Genomic DNA, 24,925 nt, shown 5'->3' with positions numbered 1-24,925 from the left:
AACCCAGAGGTGACGAAATGCCAGGTTATTTAATGCATGTAGGCGCAACCGCGATTTGTGCCCATGGTGGTCTAGCACAGCCCACTCAACCCAATCCCCGCATCAAAGTCATGGGTCAGATGATCGTCACCCAACCGTTTCCTTATGCGATCGCAGGCTGCGCCAACCCAACACCCCCCGCCAACGTTGGACCTTGCACCACGGCTCAATGGGTGCAGGCTGCCACCCGCATCAAAGTCATGGGTCAACCCGTGCTGTTGCAAGATAGCACTGCCGTTTGCCTGCCTACGGGCACGGGGCTGACGATTACCGTTACACAGACACGAGTGAAAGCGATATGAACAGCGATTTTTTGGGGGTTGGCTGGGCAACGCCCCCCACCCTCGATGGCACGGGACAAATCCAACTGGCATACTACGAAACCTCGGTGCGTCAAGCCATTTGGATGATTCTCAGCACGGCTCCGGGCGAGCGAATCATGCGCCCAGACTTTGGGTGTGGGATTCACAACTTTGTGTTTGCCGCCAATAGCCCCGCCGCGATCGGGCAAGTGGTCAGCGAGGTGCGGCGATCGCTCATTGAGTGGGAAGCGCGAATTGATGTGTTGGATGTGGATGCGGCTCCTGACCCTGACCAGCCAAACTGCTTGCTGATTCAAATCAATTATCAAGTTCGGACAACGAATAATCGCTTTAATTTGGTTTATCCGTTTTACCTAGAATAACGCTCTATTCAAAGTATTTGTTATGTCTCAGCCTCCCAAAATCGATCGCCGCCGCTATGACGAAATGGTTGCCCAAACCGAGCAACTCGCTCGCACCTACGCAGGCTGGCAGCCCAGAGCCGACGGGCACCCCGACGCCGGACGGGCACTCTTCCGGATCTTTGGTCGGATGGCGGCGTTGGTCAGCGATCGCCTCAATCGCGTTCCTGAAAAAAACTTCCTCACCTTTCTCAATCTGATTGGCACGCAACTGCTGCCGCCTCAACCTGCCAAAGTGCCCCTGACGTTTACGTTGGCAGAAGGAAGCCCAGTCGATGCGCTGGTGCCTGCCCAAACTCAGGTGGCTGCTCCGCCTGCTGAAGGGGAAGACGAGGAAGTGGTGTTTGAAACGACGCGAGAAATTCTAGTAACCACTGCCCAACTGAAAGCGGTGTATGTGCGCCAGCCCGACGCCGATCGGTATAGCGATCGCACCTCGTTTGCGACCACATCTGATACATCTGATCAGCCTGCCTTCCCCGTGTTTGCAGGCGATCGCCCGATTCCTCATCGGCTTTACCTTGCCTGTGATCTCTTCACCCTACCCGGCACAAAAGCGATCGCACTGACGATTAATTCTCCAGATGCGATCGCACTGTCAAAGTTGCCCCTGCGTTGGGCGTATTGGGATGGCGCAGTGTGGAAAACGGCGATCGGCATTGTCAGTGGTTTAGCGATCGCCATTGAAGCCAATCAACCTCGAATTCGAGTGGCTCCAGGAACGGCGATCGATGGGTCGGGTCGTTTGATTCAGGTCGCCTCAGAGCAAATTGTGGAATTAGAGGCCCATCGCAGTCAAACAGTGCTGGTGGTGATTTCGGCAGATCCGGCAAATCCCAATCCGATCGTGATTGCCGATGCAGCAGTAGAAAGCCATCCGACGGAACAGTTTATCCGCTTGGCGCGGCTGACGATCGATGCCCAGGGCAAAATTAAACCCGCGATTAGCGCAAGGCGCAACTCCGAAGGAACCGCAGCGACTAGCCCTTCAACCAATCGGGCTTGGCAAGTAACGCTAAATCTTCCTGAAATCCAGCCCCACTCGCTCGACGGCACAACCGCCGCATGGCTTCAGATTGAGCTACAGGGCACGCTGTCGGCAGATCAACGCCCCCTCCCTCGCCTCGATCGCATCACCGCAACTGCCAACCTCAATCCCCGCGATCTCGCTCCCGATCTCTGCTTGTTTAATGCGGTGCCGATCGACCTCAGCAAAGATTTTTACCCCTTTGGAGAACAGCCCCGATTTAACGACACGTTTTACATTGCCAGCGACACCGTGTTTGCCAGAGCCGGAGCAACAGTCACGCTCGATGTCACTGTGAGCAATCTAGAAGTTAACAAAACCGGGGGGGCGGATCTAGCTTGGGAAGTTTGGAATGGCTCTAGGTGGGAAAGAGTGGTGCCTCGTGATGCCACCAAGCAGTTCACAGAATTTGGCAAGAAAAACACGATTACGTTCACCCTGCCAGCGACGACGGCTCCTACGATCGTCAATAATGAAACCCACTATTGGGCGCGGGGTCGCTTGGTTAGAGGAAATTATGGCAGTGCCGCCACCTATCAGCAACGGCTAGATAGCAATGGTAGACCCGTATTGGTGAATAACAATCCTATTTACGATTTGGTTCCCGAATCTTTCAAGCCTCCTGTCATCGAATCGTTGCGGTTGGCATATTCACACCAGTTGACTCAAGCGATTACTACTTATCGATCGTTCAACGATTTTGATTACCAAGATCCGATCATAAATCTGACCGCGCCTGATTCGTCATTTCAACCCTTTACACCAAGCATCGATCTCCATCCAGCGTTGTATTTAGGATTTGATCGTCCGTTTGCAAACCGTGCGATCGCGCTTTACCTGCAAGTGGCGCTGCCGTTACCCGGTGACGTTGCCGAGGCTGTCCGGCAATATCCACCTGACGCGACTCCCCCTCAGATCATCTGGGAATATGCCAGTCCTTCTGGCTGGACAAGTTTGGGTGTGCTAGACGAAACCAACGCCTTTGCAGAACGGGGACTAATCCGTTTTATTGGTCCTAACAATTTTGCTTTGCGATCGCTCTTTGGGCAGTCTCTCTACTGGCTGCGATCGCGCTGGGATGGAGGCGACTTTTTGCTGCCGCCGCGAGTTCATCGGGTGCTAACCAACACCACTTGGGGCAGCCAATCGCTCACCCTCACCGATGAACTTTTAGGATCGAGTGATGGCTCCCCGCATCAGACTTTTCGCACCGCGCGATCGCCCATTTTGTTCGCGCAGCAGCTAGAGGTACAAGAAACCGGGCAACCTGACGCCAGTTGGGTGCGCTGGCAAGAAGTATCAGATTTCTACAATTCTGGTATGCACGATCGGCACTATGTCTTAGATCGCTTGACCGGAGCCGTCAGCTTTGGCGATGGGCAGTTTGGCAAAGTGCCGCCCGCGGGTCGCAACAACCTTCGGTTTGCTCGCTATCAAACGGGGGGTGGTCAGCACGGCAACCAGCCAATCGGAGCCGTTAACCAACTGAAAACCACGGTTCCCTATGTCGATCGGGTGACAAACCTCGAAGCCGCCAGTGGCGGTGCCGATCAAGAACCCTTGCTCCAGGCACAGCAGCGAGGAACCACAGTGTTGCGCCACCAAAACCGAGCAGTGACGGTTCAAGATCTCGAAGATCTCGCCTATGCTGCCTCTCCAGATGTCAGTTCTGCCCGCGCGATCGCACCGCATTTTGACCCGATCGGCTTGCAGTGGCTACCGATTTATCCCCTACCGTTAGAGCGCCCTGGTGAAATTCGGGTAAACGTCTCAACCCCTGCTGCTCTAGAGATTCGTCTGTATGGAGGGGGGCAAGCGGCTCCCTACGTGCAACAGTCTCTTCGGCAAGGGCAGACATTTAGCTACACGGTGACTGCTGAGCAATTTCAAATCGGGCAACAGTGGCAACTGACGCTCCTCAATCCCACTGCTAATTCGGTGCAAGGGCAAGTCAGCATTACCTACCCCACCGGATCGATCAACGCCGCCGAATTTACGGCTCCTCCCAGTACGCCAACTCCGGCTACCAGCCGCGATTTGCAGGATAATCCCTACGGCGATGTTCCGGATGCAGGGCAAGTGGATCTGATCATTTTGCCCCGCAGTTCTGCCCGTCAGCCCACGCCCAGCTTGGCGTTGCTCGATCGCGTTCGGAGTTATATTCGCGATCGCACCGCTGCCACGCTCACCTGTCGCGTGACCGAACCCGATTGGGTCGAGGTTACGGTCACTGCCCAAATTGTCCCCCTTGCTCCAGAATCCGCCGATGCGGTTCGCGTGGCGGCTATCCATGCCCTGACCCGCTTTTTGCATCCGATCGATGGCGGTGCCAACGCAGGCTGGGAATTGGGACGGCGGGTGTATAAGTCTGATCTGTACAGCTTGCTCGAATCGCTAGAAGGAGTTGATCATATCCACAGCTTGTCTATTCGCAACATTCCCTCGTTAGCCAATCTCTCAGAAGCAAGTCCCGATCCGGGCGAAGACGACCCCACCATCACGCGCCTCGCCAGCGATCGCTTAGATCGATTCATGATCTACTCTGGCATTCACCAAATCACCCTAAAATAGCCACCGCCCCCCTCTCCTCCCATGCCTCTCCCCCTCCCCAACCTCGACGACCATACCTACGACGACCTGATCGACCAAGCGCGATCGCAGATCCCCCTAGAGTTTGCCGAATGGACGGATCACAACGCCACCGATCCGGGCATCATCTTGCTAGAATTGCTCTCCTGGCTCACTGAAATGCTGCTCTACCGCGTCAACCGGGTGAGCGATCGCAATATTGAAATGTTTCTCAAACTGCTCAATGGCGCAGACTGGACGCTGCAAGGAGATTTGCCCACCGCCATCCGAGAAACCGTCCAAACCTTGCGACAGCGCCATCGTGCCGTTACCCCAGAAGATTATGAACAGTTGGCACTCCAAGATTGGTCTCTCACCCCCGCCGCCCAAGCCCTCGGCAATGCTGCGCTAATCGGGCAGGCAAAATGTCTGATCCACCGCAATTTGGCAACCCCCGATGCCGCCGCAAAGTTAGACCACGCACCGGGGCACGTCAGCTTGGTGATTGTGCCGGCTCTCTTTGATGATGCCACCCCCCAACCCAGCGCCTCACTGCAAACAGCGTTGTGGCAATGGCTTGATCAGCGCCGCTTGCTGACCACCCGCCACCATGTCGTCGGAGCCGACTATCTGCCGGTTCAGCTAAGCGCGGCTCAGTTGTCTCTCGAAGAAGGAGCCGCGATCGCCGCCATTCGCGAAGAAGCCACCGGGCGAATGCGCCAATTTTTTCACCCCTTGACGGGCGGCCCAGACGGGAAAGGCTGGCAATTTGGGCGAGATGTCTACCTGTCTGAGGTGTACGAGCAGTTAGAACGGCTTCCCGGCGTTCACCATGTGCGGGGCATCACGTTGGAGGCAGCGCGCGATCGCATTCAACACACCGACGACGGCAGCCTTACGAGCATTACCCTCCACGCCCATGAACTCGTGGCAATCGATGTGCAGCCCGCCCGCTTTACTCTGATCGAGCGCTTAGGAGGAACCTGGTCATGACGACGCCTGTGAGCGATTATCTCAACTATCTCCCCGCTTCGTTTCGAGACGATCCCTTCATGGGTCGCTTTCTGCTCACCTTTCAGCGCCTGCTCAACGGTCGCATTCCCGGAGACACGCAAGACCCCTTTCCTGACCAACTGGGCTTTGAAGAATACCTCGATCGTATCCACACCTATTTCAACCCTGGGCAGTCGAAAGAGCAAGTGGGCACGGCTCCCCCAGAATTTTTGCTGTGGTTGGCAGGTTGGGTGGCGCTGAGTTTGCGCGAAGACTGGGATGAAAGCACCAAACGGCGGTTTATCAGCCAGATTGTGCCACTCTACCGCAAGCGAGGCACCAAAGCAGGGGTGAAAGAAATGCTGGAGCTTTATACCCAAGAGCAAGTCACCCTTTACGAATTTGAGCATCCGGCTCATTACTTCCAGGTGGAAATGACGCTCAGCGAGCAGGATCGAGGTACGCTGCGCCGCAAGCAGCAGATCGCCCGCACCATCCTCGATCGTGAAAAACCGGCTCACACGTTCTACACCTTGCGCGTTTTAGTGCCGACGATGCAAATTCGTAATGATTACGACTGGAGCGAGGGCAGACAAATTGGCTTGCGGATAGGCATGAACACCCTGCTGGGCACAACGACCAGCTAATTTCGACTGCGATAATTTCGACTGCTGCGGAGGACTCTTTTTATGCCTGATTATGACCAGCCAGCTTCTATTGACCTGCGGGTTCGCTACTTCGATGGGCAGTTTCTGAAAGATCAGGACTTCATCGACGAGCAAAAATATCACATCGATCGCCATCGGCGGTTGGCAAAACTGCTGCATGTCTCCGGCATTGCTCAGGGGCTGACCATTGGGGCAACTCCCACCGTTCCCGATCGCGTCACAGTAGAGCCGGGGGCAGCGTTTGATCTCCAGGGGCGGCAAGTTGTGTTGCGCCAGCCAGAATCTGTGCCGTTGAAAGACTACCGCGATCGCACCGTAGATTTGGTGATTGTGTTTGATCAGATCGAGGCGCTGCCTGCGGGAGAGGGAGAAGGCAGCCAAGGCAACCGGCGCTGGCAGGAAAAGCCCAAAATTTTGGTGGTGGAAACCAATCAAGCCGCCCCCGAAGGTGCGATCGCGCTTGCCCAACTCCGGCTTGATAGCAATGGCATTGTCACTGTCGATCGCACGGTGCGCCAGTATTCAGGCATTGCCCTGCCCACGGCGGTTGATGGCATTGCGCCAACCCTGCGATCGGGGGGCGATCGTCAAAGTAATCTTGCTGTTCTCAGCGGCAGCCTATCGATCTCTGGGGCACTCACACCCAGCGCCGGACAAACTGACACCAACGGCATCGTTTTTCCCAAAGATGTAGGCGGTGGCTCTGGGGATGCTGCATGGATGCGCTACTACCGGCGGGGCAACAGTGGCGAAGCTTGCACCTTAGAAATTGGCGTCTCCAACGACGGTGACGACCACATTGCCCTGATGCCGTCGGGCAACATTGGGATTAATACGATTGCGCCAGCAGGCAAACTCCAGATCATTCACACGTCTCAAGATGCGAATGGCAACGCTTTCATTTTGGGACCTGCGGATGCTTCAAGTCTCAGGCTGGGCTATCACACCAACTACAGTTGGATGCAGTCTTATGGAAACAAACCGTTGTCGATTAATCCGATCGGCAACAACGTCGGCATCGGCACGACAGAACCCACGGCAAAGTTAATGGTGACAGCATCGTCTGAGCATTTGCGGCTAACGCGAAGCAGAACGGAAACGACGGGCGGCAAGCTCCTATTTTTAGAATTATTTCAAGAAGAAAATTCGCCGGTTAGCGTTCCAGAAGTGTTTCCTAGCATCCGGTTTCACCATGCCAGTCGCTATTGGCATCGCATCGAAGCGAGAAACGACGGCATTCACATTAAAACGGGCGCTCTCAATGCCGATACTTATGTGCCGATCTTTGCTGAAAATGCGATCGTGCGCGGCATGATCATCATGTGGTTTCGGGGTACTCAGGAAATTCCACCCGGCTGGGCGCTCTGCAATGGGGCAAACGGAACCCCTGATCTCAGAGATCGCTTCGTCATGGGCGACGCTCGCAATTTTGCCAACCTCAACGATCGCCTTGGGGGGGAAATTAGCCACAGCCACAACACTGGAGGTCCTAGCGGTACGAGCAGCGTTCTAAGAGATATTGCAGCCGCCGGTCAGAAACACTCTAATGTTGCCGCTGGTAATCATGGTCACGGGACTGGAACAAATTCTCACCTACCCCCTTTCTTCCGGCTGGTTTTTATTATGAAACTCTAATCCCTTAAAATCCATGGAGACTGTGAAACAATGCGATCGCAACTCGAACAACGGCTACGCGAACTGAAAACCGAATATGAAGCAGGTCAAACCATGCTGGCAGAGTTAGCCGCAAAACAAACCAACCTGAAAGAAACGCTCCTCCGCATTAGTGGAGCTATTCAGGTGTTAGAAGAATCCTTAAACGACGCTGCCGATGAGAGTTTGACGGCTACCCCTTCATCGGCTATTCCCGACGAGCATGAGCCATACGATTTGCTCAGCAATAATGTTAAGTCAATGGGTGAATGAGTGCAGGGGTAGATGGGTGAATGAGTGGAGAGGGAGATGGGCTGGATTATTGAGCGACCCATCCACCCATCGACTCTCTAACCCATCTACCCTCTAACCCATCCACTCCTTGTCCTTCATTTCAACTTTGACAGGCTCCTAGTTCATCCATTCATTCGCTACCTCCGCTATCCCATCCGTTGCCAATGAAAAAGCGTTGAGTAGGTTCCTACTTAAACCCCATACTGCTTAAACCAGGCTTGGAGCCGTTTCCAGCCGTCTTCAGCTTCACTCTTGCGGTAAGAGGGGCGATAATCTGCAAAAAAGGCGTGGGGGGCATCTGGGTAAACCACAATCTCAGATTGGCTGGAACACGACGTTACACCCTTGGTTGAAGTTTGGCGAAGCACACCGCGCATCTGCTCTACGGTGCTGAGCGGAATGCCTGTGTCTTTACCGCCATAAAGTCCTAGCACCGGAGCGTTCAGCGTAGAGGCAACATCAACAGGATGCCGAGGAGTCAGGGGAGTAGACTCGCCCACCAAGCGCCCATACCATGCCACACCGGCTTTCACCTTGGGGTTGTGTGCCGCATATAGCCAGGTCATCCGTCCGCCCCAACAAAAGCCTGTGATTCCCAACTGGTTTGGGTTGCCTTTTGCAGACTTCACGGCCCAATCTGCCGTGGCATCTAGATCCGCCAGGGCTTGAGCATCTGGAACTTTTGCCACGATCGGGCGGATTTCGTCAATGCTGCTCAACTTCGAGACATCCCCCTGGCGTACAAATAGCTCAGGTGCGATCGCTAAATATCCCATCTGAGCAAACCGACGGGTAACATCTTGAATGTGTTCGTGGACGCCAAAAATTTCTTGAACCACGAGGATGGTTGGAAAATTTTCACCGGTTGCAGGGGCTGCTCTGTAAGCTGGAATTTCACCATCTTTGACCGGAATTCTGACAGCGCCTGCGACCAATCCTTTGGCATCGGTGGTGATGGTTTTGGCAGAGATGGGTTGCACGGCTAGCGCAAATCCGGTTGCCAGGGTAGCCGTGGTGATGAATTCTCGACGGGTGATTTTTTTCATGGGTGAGGTTCTACTTGGCTCTGATTTGGCGACTCTGATCATAAGGGGTGAACTGGCATCAAGGCAAAGAGGGTTTAGAGGAGGATGGGGGCAACTCAAGACTAGTGGTGCTCAAATTTTGATCACAAGCTCTGGATCAACCGTTGATTGCGGCGGCACGATCGCAGATCCAGAAATTAGACCTGCTTTGAAAATCGATGACTCCTTGAGTAGGATTGCGATCGCGCTTACAACGGTCTTGCCCAGATCCGTGAACCAACGCTGGGTTAAGTGCGCGATCGCGAGTTCCAGCCCTGACGGTTAGACGACTTTTTGCTTTGTTGAAGGACGGGTGCTCGTAGTATTTGACAATGATTTGCATTAACTTTACACTAAGCAGTAAAAACTATTCTGACTGTTCTAAAAGTCGTAGACATGCAGTTCTGATCCATGACCCTATTTATTTCCGCTGACGATGTGCCTCACATTAGTCCGACCACCTGCGAGCTAAACCTTGACGATCCCAACTGTGGGAAAGTTTACCGGTGGGATAGCGATTTGTGCGAGGGACTCAACCTGCTGGTGGATGACTATCACCTGATTGAAGATTTGGTCTTGGAACATCCAGCCCACGACAGGAGTGCTGAGCCTGAACTAGAACTGAGCTTTTGCCTGCTGGGGACGAATCGGAATGAGGGCGTTCGGGCTGAACAGAATTTTTTTAGTGCCTACTGGAACACGTTTGAAGAGAATATTATTCGGTGGCAGGGGGGCGATCGCATTTTCAAGTTTGACATTCATTTCAGTTTGACGTTCTTGCAACGTCTGGTAGAAGAAGACTTTGGCTTGCTGCCGATGGATGTATTGCAAGTCCTGCAAACACCTAGCGATCGCGAGTTTGTGCAAGTGGGCAAGACGACCCCTGAAATGCAAACGACGCTGCGGCAAATCCTGGATTGTCCTTATCAGGGTGTGGCGCGCAGAGTGTATTTAGAAGCTAAAGCGATCGAGTTGATTGCGCTACGCCTCGCGACATTGGGGGAAGCGTTCGAGCCAAAGCCGATTCCGCAGCTTAAATCCGATGAAGTTGAGCGCATCTACTGGGCGAGAGATATTCTGAAGGAACATTTGAGCGATCCACCCTCGCTGCTAGCATTAGCGCGTCAGGTCGGATTGAATGATTACAAGTTGAAGTTTGGCTTTCGCATTTGTTTTGGCACCAGTGTTTTAGGATATTTGCAAGGGCAGCGGATGGAATTAGCGCGATCGCTGTTGATCGATTCGGCGATGAAAGTGAAAGACGTGGCTGAAACGGTGGGCTATCGCAAGGCAAGCCAGTTTGCAGAATTGTTCAAACGGCAATTTGGGGTCAGCCCCAAAGCGTATCAGCAGCAACATGGAATCGTTAGCCTATCGCGCTGATCCGGATTTGGGTCGAAAAATAAGCAGCATCGTACGGGACCTAACGTATCAGTTGAACCACTACGCCGATCTGAACTTGCTGCCAAATCCGATCAGCCGTCATGGCTGGCAAGCCTAATCTCTGCGCCAATGCCAAACAAGCCCGATCGCCTAAGGATAGTCCGATACTTTTGGTGATTGGTCTCAAAACCGCGATTGCCAAGGCATCCTCAGCCGAAAATTCATAGATTTGAAGCTGCTGACCCAATACACCTTGGTTTTTCATCGTTTGTATCAGCGTCTGAGGATTGTCCACTTCAGCCACTTTTAGACAATACTTCCGCCCAATTCACCGAACTCATCGCCGCGCCATTTGCCAATGCCTCTTCCACCAGCAATGCCCCTGATTCATCCTGCAGATAAGCTAATATAGCCGAGGCATCTAAGACACAGCTATTCATCATCAACAGCTTTTCGACGTTCCTGAATCAATTCTTCGGAAAGCGATCGATCTGTTACCGAGGCTAGGTGACCGCGCACAGAAGGCAGAGTTACCGTCCGTTCTTGGGCTTCGACCCAACTCAGCAACTTCTCCCACACCTTGATATCTAACAACGCGCCTGTTCGCCGCCCCGACTCATCCACCACAAACTGGGCAGAACGCAATTCATCTAAGATTTGTTCCATAACAGTCACCGACGAGGTTGCCGTCTAGCAGCCTTCTCTCATCCTAACATTCTCGTTGATCTACGACCGGTCTGCGACCATCGCCCCAGTCTATCGCGCTGATCCGGATTTGGGTCGAAAAATAATCCGGATTGGGGTCATTTAGGCTTTTGGTATCAGTTCCAACTTCGGTATTTTGTTGAGAGTAATTCCTGCTAAATCGAATGCAGGATATTGCTTTGAAATAGTTTAATGGTGTGAGTCATGAAGTTACAGTTATTGGCGGTGGCGTGGTGGAGTGGTGTCGTTTCGATTCTGGTGACAACTCAGCTTGTCAATGCAACAGAGAGGGTTGATCTCAAGCAGCATCAACCTGCGACGAGTGTGACTGAGTGGATGGCTCAGATCGAAGCGGCAACGGTGCAAGTAACTGCGGTGAAGTTAGAGCGCAGTGAGACTGAACTTGATATTATCCTCGAAACCGCAGATGGAAAGCCCCTTAAAATTGGTGCGATTCGTTCAGAGCGCGATCGCTTCATTGCTGAAATTCCAAATGCAGCATTAGCCTTACCAGAAGGACAGAGCTTTCAGGCAGAGAACCCAACAGCGGATATTGCATCGGTTCAGGTTGTACAAGATAGCAATCAAATTCGAGTGATCGTAACGGGTAAGAATGCACTGCCTCAAACACTCGTTACTCTGAAATCAGGTCAGCAGAGCTACGCACTGAATGAGGAAGAAGAAGCCGAAGAAGAAGAAGTGGTCGTGACCGCCACCCGGACAGAGGAAGGTGTGCAGAATGTTCCGCGATCGATCACGGTTATTACTCGCGACCAAATTCAAACACAGTCAAACGTGAATCGAGATTTGACTTCTATCCTTGGAAGCCTAGTTCCTGGTTTAGGAGCAAGTTCTGAGGGTCAACAAAGCTTTACGCAAACCCTTCGAGGACGTTCGCCCCTAGTCCTAGTGGATGGTGTGCCGATTAGCTCGAATATTGACAATGACACTTCAGTCGCGAACCTCCGCCGGATTGATATCGCCTCGATCGAGCGAGTAGAAGTTGTTCGAGGACCGAGTGCAATCTATGGCGATGGTGCATCTGGTGGTGTGATCAATATTATTACTCGCCGCCCCGATCAGAATGGAATTGTCTCGACTGCGGAACTTGGAGTGAGATCGGTCGGCAATCTGCGATCGGGAAGTTTTGGCAATCTGCTTCAGTATGGATTCTCTGGACAACAGGGCATTGTCGATTTTGCAGCCTCGATTACTCGCGATAGTTTTGGCACACCGTTTGATGCAGAAGGCGATCGTCCGCCAATCTTTGCGGATTCGGAAGCGAACAGTGCTTCGGTGAATTTATTTGGAAAATTAGGAGTTCAGCTAGACCCACAGCAGCGATTACAGATCACTGCGAACTACTTTAACGATGCACAAAGTCAGGATGGAGACTATGATCTAACCGTAGGCGAAATCCCTGGGAATCAGAAGGCACGGTTCCTAGATAGACCTGTGGAGTTCATTGATTCCAGCGATCCGTTTAATCGGGGAACCCTGTTTCAATTTGACTATCGCCACGATCGAGTGCTGAATAGTAAATTGCAGGCGCAAGCCTACTATCGAGAAACCAAAACCGCAGCCTCTCTGGTTGATGAGCGTGTCTTTGATGCAGATAGCCCCTTAGATCTTGCGCGCTCTGTTGTTACTTCCGAGCGATTTGGCGGACGATTGCAGCTAGAAACGGCATTGGCTTCTAATCTGAGTCTGCTCTGGGGTGCAGACTACTCCAGCGAAGATAGTGAAGGCAACCTCGATGTCTTTGATGTGAATGAGTTTGATAACAGTGGAGGTAGAAGAGCGCGGAGAATTGGTTCAGCGATTCGGATTGCACCATTTACGATCAAGAATCTGGGACTCTTTTCTCAACTTCAATGGGATGTGAGCGAAAAGCTTGCTCTCAGTGGTGGAGTGCGTTACGACAACTTTAATGTTTCTGTAGTCGATAGTTGGATTGATGGCGCAACTGGGTTTGCAGCCCAAGGTGGAGACAAGACGCTCAGTGATGTTGTGTTTAACGCAGGGATTGTCTATAAGGTCACTCCGCAAGTTAGTTTATTTACGAACTTTGCTCAAGGTTTTTCCCTTCCGAATCTGTCCCGGATTTTGCAGCGACCCGCTGAGGGATTTAACTTTGCTGAAGATGTGACGTTATCTGCACCTCAAAAAGTGGATAGTTATGAAATAGGCATTCGCGGTCAGTGGAGAAATGTTCAAGCCTCTCTTGCTGGATTCTATAGCTATTCGAGTTTAGGTACGACCGTCGAATTTACAGATATTGGCGAGTTTAGGATCGTTCGTTCTCCTCAGCGCAACTATGGGGTAGAACTCGCGGTAGATTGGCAACCCAGCGATCGCTGGAAGGTAGGTAGCACATTGACTTGGACTGAAGGCGAAAGAGAAGATTCAGAAACACAAGAATTCCTTGCCATTACAGGATCTGAAGTCTCGCCGTTAAAGCTCTCTGCTTATCTTGAGAATGAAACTTTACCAGGTTGGAACAATCGACTTCAGGCAGTGTACATCGGTCGCCGTAATCGAGCCTTTAATGCAGGAATTGATCCGATTGGGATCGAGAGTTTTCTGGTCGTTGATCTGATCAGCAGCCTCAAATTAGGCAACGGGACGCTCAGCTTGGGGGTGAAAAACCTCCTCAACAATCAATATCTCAATATTGGAAATCAACTGAATGCAGGGTTTGATGATTCTTTTGGGGCTGCTTCTAGAGGGAGAGCGTATACGCTAACGTATCGCTGGAGTTGGTAATGCGTAATTTCCTGCGATCGCTTGGGTTGTTTTTTCTGGTCGCAATTCTCATTGCCTGCCAGCCTCATATTCTTCAGAATGCACCGCTTGAGCAGTCTGTAACTTCAGCCAATTGTCGCATCGTCGAACATGAGGGTGGTAGGACTCAAATTTGTGGCAAACCCCAGAAGGTCGCAATCCTTGAACCTAAGTTACTGAGTATGGCATTGGCGCTTGGAGTTCAGCCTGCTGCCTATGCCGATTACTACACTGTGCGATCGCCACGGTTCGATAATCCGAGTCAACAGATTCCCTATCTGGGTCAGTTTGTGACCAGTCAGCCTATTAATTTGGGCGATCGCGATACACCCTCGCTAGAACTCCTGACGTTACTCAAACCTGACTTGATTTTGGATGTCAGTTGGCGGAAAAATCCATTACTTTCGTCGATCGCGCCAACCGTCTCGATCGACATTGACAAAGCTTGGCAAAGTAATCTCAAAATCGTAGCTCAAGCTCTCGATCAAGAGAAAAATGTTGAAGCTGTTTTAACGTCCCATCAGCAAGCCCTCGATCAAGTCCGCGCTCAACTGTCTTCATTGGTTGGAACCCATCCCAAGATTTTGAATGTGGTCGCCAGTCCTACGATGGATCACATCAGTGTTGATTATGGAGGTAATGCAATCAGGTTACTGGAGAAAATAGGCTTTCAACCTGTAGCTCTCCCTACGATTGATCCATCATCGGCAGAACGGTTCCAAATTGATTTAGAAACCCTAGCTCAAATCGATGCGGACATCATTCTCGTCAATAGTTGGCGGCTCGACAACTGGGATGGTCGATCGGCTTACCAAGTCCCCCTTCGAGACCTTCAGCAACAATGGGCTAAACAACCTCTGTTACATACCTCGCGAGCTTGGAAAGAAAAGCGCGTTTACTTTGTAGATTACTATCTCTGGATCGGGGTAACGATGCCCCCTCTCGCCGATTCTCTGATCTTAGAACAACTGCCCTCTCTTCTACGGTCGCCGAATCTGAGTCTATTAGACTAGCAGACTTTTCCATTCACGCAGCCTACAGTTGCTCTGAATACAATTCACCCACAAATTTTCTGTGCGTACCTTTATCATTCTCTGGCTGGGTCAGCTTGCTTCAACGATCGGCACTTACATGACCGGATTCGCCCTCGAACTTTGGGCTTGGGAATTAACAGGATCTGCGACTCCCCTCGCGCTCATCGGCTTCTTTTTCCAAGCTCCTCGCATTCTAATTAACCTGGTTTCTGGAATCATTGTCGATCGCTTTAATCGAAAACATCTCATGCTGCTCGGAGATGCGATCGCTGCCCTCACCAGCCTGCTCCTCCTTTTCCTCTCGCTCACTCAGACTCTGCAACTCTGGCACTTGTATCTCATGACGGCGATTACGAGCGTCTTTAGCCAACTCCAAGAACTGTCATACTCTGCATCAATCAGCTTGCTTGTTCCCCAACAGCACTATACGCGCGCAAGCAGCATGGGTTCTGCATTACACTATGGTTCCTTAATTATTGCACCCGCGATCGCAGCAAGTCTCTATCCGATCATTGGCGTGAATGGCATTTTGGGAATAGATTGCTTCACGTTTTTGATTGCACTCTCCACCCTGCTTCCGCGCCGAATTCCCCAACCGGAGAAGACTGGAACCCCGACTCATCTTTGGCATGATTTATGGGTGGGCTTTCGTCTCCTCTTCAATCATCCTTCCTTGCGAAACCTACTGATGCTCACCTTACCGTTCGGATTTGTCCATGATTTGGGCGAAGCACTGTATGGTCCCATGGTTTTAGCTCGGACAAATGGTAGCGCCACGGTGTTGGGACAGATTGGCATTGCAGCAGGAATTGGCGGGGTGACGGGTGCGATCGTCGTCAGCGTTTGGGGAGGGTTTAGGCAACCCATCCGTGGCGTATTCGTCAGTATGATTGGCGCAGGGTTGAGCAAAATGACGGTCGGGCTAGGGCGATCTGCCCAAGTCTGGCTACCTGCCCAGTTTTGCTCTTCCTTTAACTTCCCGCTGATGGAGAGTTCTGAAACCGCAATTTGGATGACCCAAGTTAAATCGGAAGCCCAAGGCAGAGTCTTTGCAGCCAATTTGTTATTAGCACAATGTCTATCTGCGATCGCATTCCTCATCGCAGGACCGCTAGGCGATTTCGCAGAGATATCTGCTAAAGCAGATCGCGTTGTCGAACCTGCAATGGCTTCCCCAACGGGTTTAGCACGATGGATTTTTGGCGCAAGTTCTGGAGCAGGGTTTGCCTTGATCTATACGGTTTGCTCGTTGAGTATGATTGCGATCGCACTCTACGGCTATTTTTCTAATATTCACCACTCCGACGAATCTTTCTAGACCATAGAATATTTAATGATACTTATTATCATTAAAACTGAAAGTTGGGCAAATGCTTCGAGTCTTTGGTAACTTGTGCAGTTGTTGAGCGTCCCCAGGATCACCGGGATTGCCCGTTAGTTTGATTTATCTACCATCACTTTGAACTAAAACGTTTATATTTGCGCTCCTAAACTTGATCTATATTAATCACCACTAGCGTTCTAATTTGTTAGTCTAATTTGTTAGATTTAGCGATTGCAGCACAGGCGCAGGAGCCGCTTTAGGATAGTAGAGAATGCTGATGCCGTTGGGTGCGATCGCTAACTTGTTTTTAGGATTTGACAATCCCAATACTTGGTTGAGCAGGGATGTAATTTGCGCCGCTTCTGCAATCACTAGCCCCGTGCAAAGGTTGGGGCAGGTTTGAGATTGGGCACAGAGCGAACGATGCCAAATGTGCAGAAAATCGGGATGAGCAATGGGCAAATGCACCATCGGGTGAGGATGCGATTGGGCTGACGAGAGGTGGCGCGATCGCCCAATTTCCTCAACCATCGATCGGGCACGGTCGGCTTCGCCCGTTAAGCACACCTCTAGGGGAACTTGGTTGAGGCGAGCTTTGAGCGGGGCAGTCAGTTCTGCTTCAATGGGCAACAATAGCAGCCGCATGCCTTGTTTGCCGTCTTTTAGCTTGGGCAGCACTTCGCCTAGATGCGCTGTGACGTTCATTGCCGTGAGGGTTGCCTGAGCGGGCGAAACGTCGAGCAGGCTCATCCCACAGTTAGACTGTTGCAGCGCGTGAAAGTGAGTGCAGCCCATGCCCATTGCTGCGCCAATCAACGCCCGAATCATCCCACCATGGCTGACGATGGCGATCGTTTCCCCCGCATGACGAGGCACAATTTCTTGCCAAAACTGATAAGCGTGTTGGTAAAGCTCTTGCACAGGAAAGGTGATGGATTGGCTCACAGTTGCCACATCAGCACCATCACCAACAGGCAGATCTGGCGCGATCGCTATAGAAAACTCATGGGGGCGCTCTCTCCAGCAGCGATAATCTTGAACAAACTGCTCGCGCACCTGCTGAAACGGCAAGCCCTGCCATGCTGGCAAATTGACTTCTCTCAGCTTGGGGTGGGGGTGCAGCGGCGGCGTTTGGTGGGTGACAGATGAGATCGCACTCAACACTTCCTGTGCCGTTTCTTGGGTGCGCTGCAACGGGCTGCTATAGAGAGCGGCAAGGGGATAATGGCTCAATTCGATGCCCGTTTGATACGCTGTCAGCCGACCTTTCTCCGTCAATACCGAATCATCGCAACAGCCTTGATAGAGTCCTTGAGCGTTGTAGGTGCTTTGTCCGTGGCGGATCAGCAAAATGCGGGTGTTCATAGACAGGTTGGGGTAAAAGGGGTTAGATCTGCTGGGGAAACAGGGTAGGAACTGCTGTTTGGAGGGCACACATCGCGGCATAGCGCCCCCCTTGGTGCAGGAGTTCCTGATGGGTTCCGCGTTCCAAAATGGTGCCATTTTCCAGGTAAACAATCAGATCGGCAGTGCAGACAGATTTTAGGTTGTGAGAAATCCAAAACGTGGTGCACCCCTGGGTGAGGCGATCAAGGGCTTCGATGACGGCATGTTCGTTTTCTTGATCTAGCCCGGTGGTCGGTTCATCAAGAATAATGATTGGGGCATGACGCACCGCCGCCCGTGCGATCGCAAGGCGTTGGCGCTGACCGCCCGACAAGGTAGCTCCGCGTTCGGCTAGCACCGTGTCGTAGCCTTGGGGCATCTGCATGATAAAGTCGTGAGCGTTGGCAAGTTTGGCAGCCGTCATGATCTCTGCTTCAGAAACGCCCAAACCCCCATAGGCGATATTGTCCCGCACGGTGGAGGCAAACAGCAGGCTATCTTGCAGCACCACGCTAATTTGGCGGCGCAACGACTGCAACTGATAGGCGCGGATGTCTTGCCCATCGATGCAGATCCGACCTTCGAGCGGGTCGTAGAGGCGCAATAATAGGCTAACCAGGGTTGATTTGCCGCCCCCCGACGCCCCAACTAGCGCCACGCGATCGCCCGGTTGCACGGTCAAATTCAGGTTTTGCAAAATGCCCGTTTCGGCTTCGTAAGCAAAGGTGACGTGTTCAAACTCTACTAACCCTTGAAATGGCGGAGCCGCGATCGCGCCGCGCCGATCCCGCACCTCTGGCACCGCCTCCAACACCTCTAAAATCCGCTCTCCTGACGCGGTAGCTTTGGCAATTTGCCCCGTGTATTTTGCTAGTTGGCGCATCGGCTTAAAGGCAATTCGCAGGTAGTTGACAAACACCAGCAAATCGCCCGGAGTCAACACCTGAGCCAGCACCAGTTGCACGCCGCGCCACAGCACCAGCGCCGTGGCAATGCCCACCAGCAGTTCTACCGAGCGCTCTAACCCTGCCGCTAGTTTTTGCGATCGCACACTCGCATCTAAGCTATGGCGGTTGTGATGCAGGAATGTATCTTCTAGTAAGCTTTGCAGTGAGAGGGCTTGCACAAGCTTGATTGCGCCGATCGATTCGGCGGCGGTTGCTGCCATCGCGCCTTCGCGCTGTCGCTGGGTTTTCACCTCGGTGCGAATGCGTTTAGAAAGGCGAAACGTAAAGAAGATGAATAGGGGAATCACTGCGATCGCAATTACTGCCAATTCCCAATTCATCCAAACCATCACGCCAATCATGCCCAGCAGCGTGAGGGAGTGTGCCAGCAGGGGCAGCACTGCCATTACCGTGACTTCGCGCAGACGATCAATATCTGAGGTGACGCGGGTTAGCAAATCGCCGCTTTTAGCCTTGTGGTGAAACGAGAGCGATAGTCGCTGAATATGGCTATAAAGCTCTGCCCGAATATCGGTAAGAATGTACGTCGCCGCTTGCGCCATGCCTGCCACGCTAAAGTAAGCTGCCATTGCCCGGAGCGCTACGATCGCCAGCATTGCCCCGGTTAATGCGGTAATCAGCACGAGCGGCGAAGCGCTTTGGAAGAGAGCCGGAACGTTTTGCACAGAGGTGCGATCGATCAAAATATAGTCAAAAATAAATTTGAGAGTCCAGGGTTCTAGCAGGTGCAGAACAATTTCCGCCATCAATGCCAAAAAAGACAAGCCGAGTAACCGCTTTTGCTGAAGAACTTGGGGGGCAAATCGTTTCAAAATTCTTCCCATTCCAGGAATCGCTGCTCGTATACTTTTAGGATCACGTTTAGAATCACGATTCATGGCAGATAAAAAATAAAATATACAGAAACAACAATGATTTAATGATTGGGTGATAACAGATAAAGTGATAACAGATTAGGATTGGCTGACAACCTCTAAATCTACTCGCCCAAATCGCTCGCTTACCAAACCCAAGTCTTCGCTTTCTCGCGCCACAGGGGGCTAGCCCAAAAGTCGCACCAATCCAATGACCAACTCATTACACCGTTCTCACTGACTTAAGCCACCCCCCGACCCATCTCCCCACAACTGTGGTTTGTCCAGCAGCAAAGTAGTAAGTCTGATACAACTTCAAGTGGCGTAAATCCATCAATTTAGCAATCACAAAGCAAATCTATCGCCGAGCTTTTACCAATTCATACTCTGTATCAGTAGCATAGATGCTATCAATCACATCATGAGGAATACTAGTTTGGTTGCTGTACTTATTCGCATAGCGTTTAGTAATCCAACGATTTACCACACGCTCTAGCTTAATCGCCTGCTGCTCTAGCCAGGCATTATCCTTGCCAAAGGGCATCTGCCGCACCAAAGGGCGCAAAAACGCATGATGACGGCGATGCCCCAACCGCTTGTATCGCTTTTTGAAATACTTATCTTTCTGAGTCAAATTCCACTTGGTTTGAAAATGTTCCAAGCTAGACATCTCCCATGCATCGCTCCAGCGCAGGAGAAAGAACGATACATCTGCCCAATTTAACGGCAGTTCGGGCACATAAGTCACAACCGAATCGGGTTCACAGTAAAGCGTGCCACCTACATTGGCAACGCTCATGCAAAAGTCAATGTGTTCGCGAGTGCTGAGAAACCCTTCATCTAGCAGCCCAATCCGCGCAAAAATTTCTGTGCGAACCAACATGCAGTGAAACTCAGCAAACTCGCACTGCTGGCGATGCAGTTGGTCTTTCACTTCTGCAACCGGGCGATTCACAAAGTAATGTTTCTCATGAACTTTGCGGGCAACACTGCCATCTTCGAGTGGTTCTTCATAGATATGCGCTTCACCCCCCGCGAGATGAATTGTGTCGTTTACCGTTTTGCCAATGCAGGTGAGCGGGCACACAACCGAGGCTCCTGTTTCGTCGGCGCATTGCACCAACCGATCAAGCCATGCTGGACTAACCAACACATCGTTATCGACAAACAGCAAATACTCGGTTTTGATTTGAGGAATTGCTAAATTTCGCGCCTGATTAGGCGCAAGATACTGCTCAGATCGGATCAGTTTGAAGCCTTTAGAATGGGCTTGCGTTTGCAAATAGTGCTGGATCGGAGCAGGCGAACCCCCATCAACATAAATCAATTCAAAAGGAGTCTGAGTATGGTCGTAAATGCTTTCTAGATTTTGCTGGGTGAAACTGAATCGTTCACGGGGGGAGATAACGATCGTGACGCGAGGTTGAGACATAATAAAAACTCCTTGAAACACATAAACATCAAGATGAATTGAAAAAATAATCGGAACAGAAATCGATGCCACATCGTGAAGACAATTGAGAATTTCGACTTAAACGATCGCTAGATTTGGACGTGCATCATCAGTCTGACTCTGCAAAATGTGGTGATACACCGTCAGCCAGTTTGCTTTCTCCACCGTAGGTGCAAGCTCAGTCAGGACTTTTTGCCGTGCCCCCTTGCCCAACCGTTGCCGCAAGGTTGGTTGAGTTACTAATTGCCGCAACGCCTGAGTTAGCTCTTCGACGTTGGCAGGCTCAACTACCAAACCAGACGTGCCATCTGCCAAAATTTCCCCGATCGCATCGACCTTGCTTCCCACCACCGGGCAGCCTGCCAACATGGCTTCTAGCATAGCGTTGGGGCAGCCATCATGGAGCGAAGGAATGGCGTAAATATCGAGGTGAGGCAGATAGGAGAGGGCTTCCTCGCGGCTGATGATGCCCGTTACACAGAGACGATCGCCGATCCCGCTCGATCGCACCTGCTGCTCCCAGTAAGCACGCTCTTTGTCTACAAAATCTCCCACGAGCAGCAGCGTAAGAGGGATCTCGTGGCTAAGTTTGGCGCAGGCTTGCAGCAGATACTCGATCCCTTTTTTGTCACGAAACCGCCCGGTCGAGCCGATAACGATCCCAGAGCGTTGCGCTAGCAGTGCAGGCTTAGGCAGCGGCGCAAACTCAAACGGCACAATCGAATTCCAGAACGCCGAGGATTTAGAGCGCACGTTGGGCACCAGCGCGATCGCACGTCGCTGTAAATCACGACTGACAAACGTTGTCCAGCTAGAGTTGTCTAGCATCCAGGCGATTTGCCCGTGGGTTTTAGGATTAAAAATATGCTTGTGCAAATCGCTGCCGCGCACGCTGTTGATCACTGGAACGTTAAATTCTTTCGCTAGCAGCGTTGTCACATAGCCTGTTTCATTCAGAAAAAAAGCGTGAAAGACATCAAAGCTGTGGCGTTCGTGCAGTTGCCGTAGATAAAAATAAACTTCGCTAAAAAAATCTTGAATTTCGGGAACGGCTTCCCGCGCGGCTGACTGAATGCGATGCACATGAATCCCTTCTTGCAGGGTCGTTTTGCAGCTTGCTTGGCGGCGCACTCCATCGGGCACTAGGCGCTGCTTCGAGCGAAACACTGCCACATGCACTTCATAGCCTTCGTGGGTGAGTAATTTGGCAATGCGAGAAACCGATTCTCCTACCCCCCCAACATCTGGAGGAAATTCTAGGGTGGTAATGCAGATTTTGCCATTTTTCAGACTGGTGTTCAGACTGGTGTTCAGACTGGTGTTCAGATTCGTGTTCAGACTGGTGTTCATGATGATGAAGAAACTAGTTGGCGGGGGATAAATTCAAGGTCTGCTCTCGTTTGAAGAGAACATGAACGGGATCAGTTAGAACAACAAGCGGTGGTCAGGCAACTTGCTGATCGGCAACGAGGTGCTGTAACAGAGCAGCAGTTTTGGTCACCCCATTGAAATCAAATTCCAGGGTGGTAGGCTGTTTTTGCAGACAGGTCATCACATGTAGGGCAAAGCGATGCGGCTCTAGTTGATCGGGCTGAATCGTATCCACCACGCCCAATTTGGCAAGCTTTTCCGAGCGGATGCGCTGCTCTTGATCGTCGTTGCCGGTAAAGGCTAGCAGCAGAGCGCGAGTGCCTGTTGTCAGCACGTTCATAGTGGTGTTGTAGCCCGACATGCTGATCGACAAATCCGCCTTCTGCATATAGGGCAACAGGTTTGGGGTAAAGCGATCGACAGTGAGATTGCCACATTGCACGGCTTTAGCTTGCAGATCGGCAAACTGTTTGTCGGGGAAAAAAGGGCCGGTGAAGACTTGAATGTGGTGGGGCAACGCCACTTCTAAAATGGGGGCAGTATCAACGACGGCATTGAGCAATTCGTGCCCAAAGCGTCCGCCGCCCACCGTAGCCAAAATCAACGGCTGAGGAAGGGTGAGCACGGTCTCTTGGGAGGTGTCACAAATCGCCGATTCGGGCTGAGATTGCACCCTTTGAGATTGCACCACGTAACCAGTGTAGTGAACCGGGCAGCGCAATTCGTGAATGCGCGAAAAGGTTTCCTCGATCGGTTGAAACTGAGCGTCGCCGTGAATTAGCAGCAAATCAAAATACTGATTCATCAGGGTGCACACTTTTTCTTCGTGCTGATCACGGTTTTGTTTGGTGACAACAATATCTCGCAAACTGCACACCACCTTGGTTTGCTTGCCCTGTGCCCGAATCTCTTCGAGTAACGGAATCAATTCAAACGAAAATTTGCGCCGCCCAAATGGGAATAGCTCTACCATTAGCACATCCGGCTGAAACTGCTTGAAAACCGCGAGCAGTTGGGTTTTGCGAACTTCTTGCAGGATGGCTAAATCCTGATTACTATCCACCGCTTGCAAGGTGCGAAATTCTGAGTCGGTTTTGATGGCAGGAAGATTGACTATTTCAATGCCATCAGGAATTGCGAAGCCATTGATAATTTCGCCGCCGTTGATAAAGCACACTTGAAAGGTTGGAGTGAGTCCGCGTACAATTTCCATGCTGCGAACCAAGTGCCCCATCCCAAGGATGTGTTGGCAATAAAACATGAGCCGTTTCATGGTTACTCTATCCTGTGTGACATGGTTCTTTGCGAAAGGAAGGCTGGGGGCGACGAGTTGGTATCGAGACGCGCTAAAAAATTGCGATCGCGGCTCTGGGGCACATATTGGGGCACATATTGGAGCGGATAGGTAGCATTTCCTTCGGCAGGAGGCAAAGCCGCGATCGCGCTGTAAGTATGAGGCAACAAGTCAGAAATGGTTTGAGCCACCTGAGGCAGTGCACCCAAATCTAAGCAGAGGGCAGCACGGGATGTACCAAGAGTCTGTAACTCGCGTTCAACGGTGCTTCTGAGCAACTCTGGTGTTAGCAATTCTGGCTCAATTGCCACCAGCAAATTAAACTTCTGCATTCGCTCAGCCCGAATCAACTGCTCTTGACCGGGTTTTGTGCGCGGCACCACGATCGCTCGTTTGGCTTGAGACAAGACTTCTGTAATGGTGTTGTAACCGCTCATACAAACCACCAGATCGGCGGCGGCAATATAGCTCATGGGATCGTTGGTAAATTCCAACACCTGAACCTGGGGCAGCGATCGCGCCTTTTCCTGAATCTTTTGCTGCTGGTCAACGGGCATTTCTGACCCCGTGATCACTAGGGTTTTAAACGGCGGGTTCGCAGAGAGCCTGCTGGTGAGACCATCGAGGTAGGCTGCCACGAGGGGATAGCCATCTGCGCCGCCCCCGGTTGTCACGAGCACCAAGCGTTCTGCGGCAGCAACTCCCAACTCTTGGCGAATCGCGTGGGGTTGGCGGTGTCCCGGTGCTTTCTGCACATAGCCACAAAAGATTATCTTAGCCGCAATGTCTGGGGGCAAGGCATACTCGTGACGGGGGTCGAAAATTTCCGGCATTCCGACCACCAGAATTTGGTCATAGTAATCTGCGATCGCGGCGTAATAGCCGTGGGTTTGCCATTCTCGAATCGTGGTTGCTGGGGTGTCGAGAATATCGCGCAGCAGCAGCACAAAGCGAGTTTGGGGCTGAGTTACCTTGAGGTAGCGAACGGTGGTTTTCAACTCGTCTCGTAAGCCATAGGGCTTTTTATCTACCATTAGCAGATCGGGTTGAAAGTTGCGTGCGGCAGCTAACATGATGTCTGCACGCAACGTGAGGAGCATCTCTAAATCGGTGCTGAGATATTTGGTAGATAGTTGCCCCGATTCGTCGCGGTTTAGGCAGGGAAGTTTGATGTAGTCGAGCCTTTGCGGGAGGCGAAAGCTTTGCAGCATGGGCGATCCAGACAGCAGCAGGATCGAAAGATCGGGGATGGCATCTAGCAGGTATTCGCAAATGGCTAACATGCGACGAACGTTGCCCAAGCCGTATGCATCATGAGAGTAGACCATGATTCGCATGG

At 51.8% G+C, this 24,925-nt stretch carries 21 protein-coding genes; 12 read left to right on the top strand and 9 right to left on the bottom strand.

Annotation, left to right across the window (positions count from 1 at the left end; all coding sequences use genetic code 11):
* The first annotated feature begins 17 nt into the window (after positions 1 to 17).
* The 7 genes from GS601_RS04000 to GS601_RS03970 are packed head-to-tail and all read left to right on the top strand — an operon-like array spanning position 18 to position 7,945.
* Positions 18 to 341 carry a PAAR-like protein gene (locus GS601_RS04000; protein WP_162421969.1) on the top strand — a complete coding sequence of 108 codons (324 nt, stop codon included), beginning with the start codon at positions 18 to 20 and terminating at the stop codon, positions 339 to 341.
* Entirely contained in the window at positions 338 to 724 is a 387-nt protein-coding gene (locus GS601_RS03995; RefSeq protein ID WP_162421968.1) for a GPW/gp25 family protein, read from the top strand. Before GS601_RS04000 ends, GS601_RS03995 begins: the two co-directional genes overlap by 4 nt.
* 22 nt (positions 725 to 746) lie before the next feature.
* The gene (locus GS601_RS03990; protein WP_162421967.1) at positions 747 to 4,361 is read left to right on the top strand and encodes a putative baseplate assembly protein; all 3,615 of its coding nucleotides are present in this window, start codon (positions 747 to 749) and stop codon (positions 4,359 to 4,361) included.
* A 21-nt stretch (positions 4,362 to 4,382) separates the two neighbouring features.
* Complete coding sequence (locus tag GS601_RS03985; RefSeq protein ID WP_162421966.1) at positions 4,383 to 5,351, top strand: baseplate J/gp47 family protein; 969 nt, start codon at positions 4,383 to 4,385, stop codon at positions 5,349 to 5,351.
* Positions 5,348 to 5,998, top strand: a complete 651-nt coding sequence (locus GS601_RS03980; protein ID WP_162421965.1) for a phage tail protein — start codon at positions 5,348 to 5,350, stop codon at positions 5,996 to 5,998. Before GS601_RS03985 ends, GS601_RS03980 begins: the two co-directional genes overlap by 4 nt.
* Before the next feature lie 42 nt (positions 5,999 to 6,040).
* On the top strand, positions 6,041 to 7,654 hold the full coding sequence (locus tag GS601_RS03975; RefSeq protein WP_162421964.1) for a phage tail protein: 1,614 nt from the start codon (positions 6,041 to 6,043) through the stop codon (positions 7,652 to 7,654).
* Positions 7,655 to 7,684: 30 nt separating this feature from the next.
* A complete protein-coding gene (locus GS601_RS03970) occupies positions 7,685 to 7,945 on the top strand; it encodes a hypothetical protein (protein ID WP_162421963.1) in 261 nt (86 codons plus the stop codon).
* A 212-nt stretch (positions 7,946 to 8,157) separates the two neighbouring features.
* Here the strand turns inward: GS601_RS03970 and GS601_RS03965 are convergent, their stop codons facing one another.
* Positions 8,158 to 9,012, bottom strand: coding sequence for a dienelactone hydrolase family protein (locus GS601_RS03965; RefSeq protein ID WP_162421962.1), 855 nt, complete (start codon positions 9,010 to 9,012; stop codon positions 8,158 to 8,160).
* Here GS601_RS03965 and GS601_RS03960 point away from each other — a divergent pair.
* Together GS601_RS03960 and GS601_RS03955 are read left to right on the top strand one after the other, a co-directional pair.
* Entirely contained in the window at positions 9,011 to 9,316 is a 306-nt protein-coding gene (locus GS601_RS03960) for a hypothetical protein (RefSeq protein ID WP_162421961.1), read from the top strand. The genes GS601_RS03965 and GS601_RS03960 overlap by 2 nt on opposite strands.
* A gap of 125 nt (positions 9,317 to 9,441) precedes the next feature.
* Positions 9,442 to 10,413: a helix-turn-helix transcriptional regulator gene (locus GS601_RS03955; protein WP_162421960.1), complete on the top strand. Its 972-nt coding sequence runs from the start codon at positions 9,442 to 9,444 to the stop codon at positions 10,411 to 10,413.
* A gap of 40 nt (positions 10,414 to 10,453) precedes the next feature.
* Here the strand turns inward: GS601_RS03955 and GS601_RS03950 are convergent, their stop codons facing one another.
* A complete protein-coding gene (locus GS601_RS03950) occupies positions 10,454 to 10,717 on the bottom strand; it encodes a PIN domain-containing protein (RefSeq protein WP_202924833.1) in 264 nt (87 codons plus the stop codon).
* Between the two features lie 128 nt (positions 10,718 to 10,845).
* Entirely contained in the window at positions 10,846 to 11,079 is a 234-nt protein-coding gene (locus GS601_RS03945) for a hypothetical protein (protein WP_162421959.1), read from the bottom strand.
* Positions 11,080 to 11,322: 243 nt separating this feature from the next.
* Here GS601_RS03945 and GS601_RS03940 point away from each other — a divergent pair, with 243 nt between their 5' ends.
* The 3 genes from GS601_RS03940 (at position 11,323) to GS601_RS03930 (ending at position 16,254) form a co-directional block, all read left to right on the top strand.
* Entirely contained in the window at positions 11,323 to 13,884 is a 2,562-nt protein-coding gene (locus GS601_RS03940) for a TonB-dependent receptor domain-containing protein (protein WP_162421958.1), read from the top strand.
* The gene (locus GS601_RS03935) at positions 13,884 to 14,915 is read left to right on the top strand and encodes an iron-siderophore ABC transporter substrate-binding protein (protein WP_162421957.1); all 1,032 of its coding nucleotides are present in this window, start codon (positions 13,884 to 13,886) and stop codon (positions 14,913 to 14,915) included. The genes GS601_RS03940 and GS601_RS03935 overlap by 1 nt, the downstream gene beginning before the upstream one ends.
* A 61-nt stretch (positions 14,916 to 14,976) precedes the next feature.
* Positions 14,977 to 16,254, top strand: coding sequence for an MFS transporter (locus GS601_RS03930; protein WP_162421956.1), 1,278 nt, complete (start codon positions 14,977 to 14,979; stop codon positions 16,252 to 16,254).
* A gap of 216 nt (positions 16,255 to 16,470) precedes the next feature.
* Here GS601_RS03930 and GS601_RS03925 read toward each other — a convergent pair whose 3' ends face one another.
* The 6 genes from GS601_RS03925 to GS601_RS03900 form a co-directional block, all read right to left on the bottom strand.
* Entirely contained in the window at positions 16,471 to 17,625 is a 1,155-nt protein-coding gene (locus tag GS601_RS03925; RefSeq protein ID WP_162421955.1) for a histidine phosphatase family protein, read from the bottom strand.
* 22 nt (positions 17,626 to 17,647) lie between these two features.
* On the bottom strand, positions 17,648 to 19,426 hold the full coding sequence (locus GS601_RS03920; protein WP_238393042.1) for an ABC transporter ATP-binding protein: 1,779 nt from the start codon (positions 19,424 to 19,426) through the stop codon (positions 17,648 to 17,650).
* 400 nt (positions 19,427 to 19,826) lie between these two features.
* Positions 19,827 to 20,972, bottom strand: a complete 1,146-nt coding sequence (locus tag GS601_RS03915) for a glycosyltransferase family 2 protein (protein ID WP_338016955.1) — start codon at positions 20,970 to 20,972, stop codon at positions 19,827 to 19,829.
* A 27-nt stretch (positions 20,973 to 20,999) separates the two neighbouring features.
* Positions 21,000 to 22,271, bottom strand: a complete 1,272-nt coding sequence (locus GS601_RS03910) for a glycosyltransferase (RefSeq protein WP_238393041.1) — start codon at positions 22,269 to 22,271, stop codon at positions 21,000 to 21,002.
* Positions 22,272 to 22,365: 94 nt separating this feature from the next.
* Entirely contained in the window at positions 22,366 to 23,565 is a 1,200-nt protein-coding gene (locus GS601_RS03905; RefSeq protein WP_162421952.1) for a glycosyltransferase family protein, read from the bottom strand.
* 2 nt (positions 23,566 to 23,567) lie between these two features.
* On the bottom strand, positions 23,568 to 24,923 hold the full coding sequence (locus GS601_RS03900; RefSeq protein WP_162421951.1) for a glycosyltransferase family protein: 1,356 nt from the start codon (positions 24,921 to 24,923) through the stop codon (positions 23,568 to 23,570).
* Between the last annotated feature and the right edge of the window lie 2 nt (positions 24,924 to 24,925).

The organism is Myxacorys almedinensis A (assembly GCF_010091945.1).
Lineage (GTDB): Bacteria > Cyanobacteriota > Cyanobacteriia > Leptolyngbyales > Leptolyngbyaceae > Myxacorys > Myxacorys almedinensis.
Note: the sequence above shows the minus strand (reverse complement) of the source record. Positions and strands in the feature narration are given on the sequence as shown.

Bases quoted from the DNA above. Each gene is read 5' to 3' on its own strand.
- GS601_RS04000 (WP_162421969.1), top strand. From the start codon at position 18: ATGCCAGGTTATTTAATGCATGTAGGCGCAACCGCGATTTGTGCCCAT.
- GS601_RS03995 (WP_162421968.1), top strand. From the start codon at position 338: ATGAACAGCGATTTTTTGGGGGTTGGCTGGGCAACGCCCCCCACCCTC.
- GS601_RS03990 (WP_162421967.1), top strand. From the start codon at position 747: ATGTCTCAGCCTCCCAAAATCGATCGCCGCCGCTATGACGAAATGGTT.
- GS601_RS03985 (WP_162421966.1), top strand. From the start codon at position 4,383: ATGCCTCTCCCCCTCCCCAACCTCGACGACCATACCTACGACGACCTG.
- GS601_RS03980 (WP_162421965.1), top strand. From the start codon at position 5,348: ATGACGACGCCTGTGAGCGATTATCTCAACTATCTCCCCGCTTCGTTT.
- GS601_RS03975 (WP_162421964.1), top strand. From the start codon at position 6,041: ATGCCTGATTATGACCAGCCAGCTTCTATTGACCTGCGGGTTCGCTAC.
- GS601_RS03970 (WP_162421963.1), top strand. From the start codon at position 7,685: ATGCGATCGCAACTCGAACAACGGCTACGCGAACTGAAAACCGAATAT.
- GS601_RS03960 (WP_162421961.1), top strand. From the start codon at position 9,011: ATGGGTGAGGTTCTACTTGGCTCTGATTTGGCGACTCTGATCATAAGG.
- GS601_RS03965 (WP_162421962.1), bottom strand. From the start codon at position 9,012: ATGAAAAAAATCACCCGTCGAGAATTCATCACCACGGCTACCCTGGCA.
- GS601_RS03955 (WP_162421960.1), top strand. From the start codon at position 9,442: ATGACCCTATTTATTTCCGCTGACGATGTGCCTCACATTAGTCCGACC.
- GS601_RS03945 (WP_162421959.1), bottom strand. From the start codon at position 11,079: ATGGAACAAATCTTAGATGAATTGCGTTCTGCCCAGTTTGTGGTGGAT.
- GS601_RS03940 (WP_162421958.1), top strand. From the start codon at position 11,323: ATGAAGTTACAGTTATTGGCGGTGGCGTGGTGGAGTGGTGTCGTTTCG.
- GS601_RS03935 (WP_162421957.1), top strand. From the start codon at position 13,884: ATGCGTAATTTCCTGCGATCGCTTGGGTTGTTTTTTCTGGTCGCAATT.
- GS601_RS03925 (WP_162421955.1), bottom strand. From the start codon at position 17,625: ATGAACACCCGCATTTTGCTGATCCGCCACGGACAAAGCACCTACAAC.
- GS601_RS03910 (WP_238393041.1), bottom strand. From the start codon at position 22,271: ATGAACACCAGTCTGAACACGAATCTGAACACCAGTCTGAACACCAGT.
- GS601_RS03905 (WP_162421952.1), bottom strand. From the start codon at position 23,565: ATGAAACGGCTCATGTTTTATTGCCAACACATCCTTGGGATGGGGCAC.
- GS601_RS03900 (WP_162421951.1), bottom strand. From the start codon at position 24,923: ATGCGAATCATGGTCTACTCTCATGATGCATACGGCTTGGGCAACGTT.